Source organism: Pseudomonas sp. HMWF021 (genome assembly GCF_003061005.1).
Lineage (GTDB): Bacteria > Pseudomonadota > Gammaproteobacteria > Pseudomonadales > Pseudomonadaceae > Aquipseudomonas.
The window spans coordinates 1,045-3,874 of the sequence record NZ_QAIK01000100.1 but is presented as its reverse complement, the minus strand read 5'-3'; the positions used below and the strand labels follow the sequence as shown (position 1 = coordinate 3,874).

The following is a 2,830-nucleotide window of genomic DNA, read 5'->3' as shown; positions in this document are numbered from 1 at the left end:
CCTCAACAGCCTGCCGATCACCTTGCTGAAGATCGACAAGAGCTTCGTCGGCGGCATGGAGCAGCGCGAAGAGAACCGCAAACTGGTGCACGCGATGATCAACCTCGCGCATAACCTGCATCTGGAAGTGGTGGCCGAAGGGGTGGAGACGCCGGAGCAACTGGAGCTGTTGCGCGGGTTTGGCTGTGATCAGGTGCAGGGTTATCTGATCAGCCGGCCATTGCCGTTGGCGGAGTTGGTTGAGTACCTGACGTTTGGTGCCAGCCAGCAAAGTCTGGTTGAGGCCATTTAAAAGATCGCAGCCTGCGGCAGCTCCTACACAGATCCCTGTAGGAGCTGCCGAAGGCTGCGATCTTTTGATCTTAATCTGCGCGAATGGCCTCAAACCTCTGTGACACAGGCTCCAGCCGAATCATCCGCTTCATCTTCCATTCAAACGCCAGCGTCAGGCTCACCGCCGCGCACGCCAGTCCCAGCGCCAGGCCCCACCAGACACCCGTTGGCCCCCAGTTCAGGTGGAAAGCCATCCACCACGCCGCCGGCGCGCCGATCAGCCAGTAGCAGCCGAGCCCGACCAGAAACGTGGTTTTCGCGTCCTTCAGCCCTCGAATGCAACCCATGGCAATGGTCTGCGTGCCATCGAACAGCTCGAACCACGCGGCCACTGCCAACAGGCTTACGGCCAGACGAATCACCTCGGCAAACGCCGGGTCTTTATGGTCGAGGAACAGCCCGACCAGTTGATTCGGCAGCAGCCAGAACACCATGGCGAAACCCAGCATCACCACCGCACCAAAGACGATGCCGACCCGCCCGGACATCCGCGCATCGCTCAGTTGCCCGGCGCCGTAATGCTGGCCGACGCGCATGGTGATCGCATACGACATGCCCGCCGGCACCATGAACGCCACCGAAACGATCTGCAGGGCGATCTGGTGCGCGCCCAACTGCGTGCTGCCCATGGTGCCCATGCACAGCGCGGCGAAGGCGAACAAGCCGACTTCCACGGCGTAGGTGCCGCCAATCGGCAGGCCGAGCCGCCATAGCTCTTTCAGATACTGACGATTTGGCCGCGACAGACCGGCGCGCAACGGATAAGCGTCATACGCCGGGTGCCGACGAATGTGCCAGGCCAGTGCCAGCGCCATGCAATTGGCCACGATCGCGGTGACCAGACCGATGCCGGTCAGCCCCAGCTTCGGCAGGCCGAACATGCCGGTGATCAACGCGTAGTTGAGCAGGAAGTTAGCCACGGTGCCGCCCAGGCTGATGACCATTACCGGTGTCGCCCGACCGATCGCACTGGTGAAGCCACGCAGGGCCATGAAACTCAGATAGCCGGGCAGGGCGAAGGGCAGGGCAATCAGAAACTGCCCGGCGGCGTTGACGTTGGTTTCGGTCTGGCCGAACAGCAGCAACACCGGTTTCAGATTCCACAGCAGCAGCCCGGCGCCCAGCGCCATCAGCCACGCCAGCCACAACCCCGCCTGGGTCAGGCGTGCCGCGCCGATGATGTCGCCCGCGCCCTGACGGATCGCCACCAGGGTGCCGACCGCCGCGATGACGCCGATGCAGAAAATCGACACGAACGAATAGCTCGCCGCGCCAAGACCGCCACCGGCCAGCGCCTCGGGACTCAGTCGCGCCATCATCAGGGTGTCGGTCAGCACCATCAGCATGTGCGCCAACTGTGAAGCGATCAACGGCCCTGCCAGCCGCAGGATGGCCCAGAGTTCGGTACGCACGGGATGCTGCATGGTCATCACCACTCATTAAAAGAGGGAACAGGGAACCGTCGATTCTCGGCGCTTCAACGCTTTCGCACAAAGGGATAAAAAGGATGGGTGGCATGATTAAAACTCATCCTGTTCAGATTCTGCTAAGTTGGCCACAACCCGCTATAGGAGCTTTCTGAATGTCCCGTCGTCTTCCTCCCTTGTATGCCCTGCGTGCATTCGAAGCGGCGGCGCGGCACAGTTCGTTCACCCGCGCAGCTGAGGAGTTGTCGATCACCCAGAGTGCGGTGAGTCGGCACATTCGTACGCTTGAAGAGCATTTCGCCTGCAAGCTGTTTCATCGCAGCGGACGTAACCTGCAACTGACCGAGTCTGCGCGGATGCTATTGCCGGGGATCCGCGACGGTTTTGCGGCCCTTGAGCGCGCTTGCAACACCTTGCGCGCCGAAGACGACATCCTGCGCATGAAAGCGCCGTCGACCCTGACCATGCGCTGGTTGCTGGCGCGGCTCAGTCGCTTTCGTCATCTGCAACCGGGCAACGAAGTGCAGCTGACCAGCGCCTGGATGGATGTGGACTCGGTGGATTTCAACAACGAGCCCTTCGACTGCGCCGTGCTGCTGAGTGACGGGCATTTTCCGCCGGACTGGGAGGTAAGCCTGTTGTTTCCGGAAGAGCTGATCCCAGTGGGTGCGCCGAATCTGCTGAATGACCAGCCGTGGGATGTTGAGCGTCTCGCCTCCACCGAACTGTTGCACCCGACCCCGGATCGGCGCGACTGGCGCAGTTGGCTGGAACATATGGGGCTGTCCGAACAGGTGTCGCTCAAGGGCGGCCAAGTGTTCGATACCCTGGAACTGGGCATGATTGCTGCCGCCCGAGGCTACGGCGTGTCGATGGGCGATTTGCTGATGGTCGCCGAGGATGTGGCGCAGGGGCGCCTGAGTCTGCCGTGGCCAACCGCCGTCGCCAGTGGGCTGAATTATTATCTAGTGTGGCCGAAAACCCGTCCGGGGGGTGAACGTTTGCGCCGCCTAAGCGACTTCCTGCAAGGCGAAGTGCGCGCCATGGCGTTGCCGGTGGTCAAGCGCTTG

At 61.9% G+C, this 2,830-nt stretch carries 3 protein-coding genes; 2 read left to right on the top strand and 1 reads right to left on the bottom strand.

Features of this window, described 5'->3' with window-relative positions:
• Positions 1-292 (top strand): EAL domain-containing protein (locus DBR18_RS13325; RefSeq protein ID WP_146188758.1); only part of this gene is annotated, 292 nt, incomplete at its 5' end.
• Between the two features lie 70 nt (positions 293-362).
• Here the strand turns inward: DBR18_RS13325 and DBR18_RS13320 are convergent.
• Positions 363-1,757, bottom strand: a complete 1,395-nt coding sequence (locus DBR18_RS13320) for a NorM family multidrug efflux MATE transporter (RefSeq protein ID WP_108590659.1) — start codon at positions 1,755-1,757, stop codon at positions 363-365.
• A gap of 158 nt (positions 1,758-1,915) precedes the next feature.
• On the opposite strand from DBR18_RS13320, the gene DBR18_RS13315 reads away from it, so the two are divergent.
• Positions 1,916-2,830 (top strand): LysR substrate-binding domain-containing protein (locus tag DBR18_RS13315; RefSeq protein WP_108590658.1); only part of this gene is annotated, 915 nt, incomplete at its 3' end.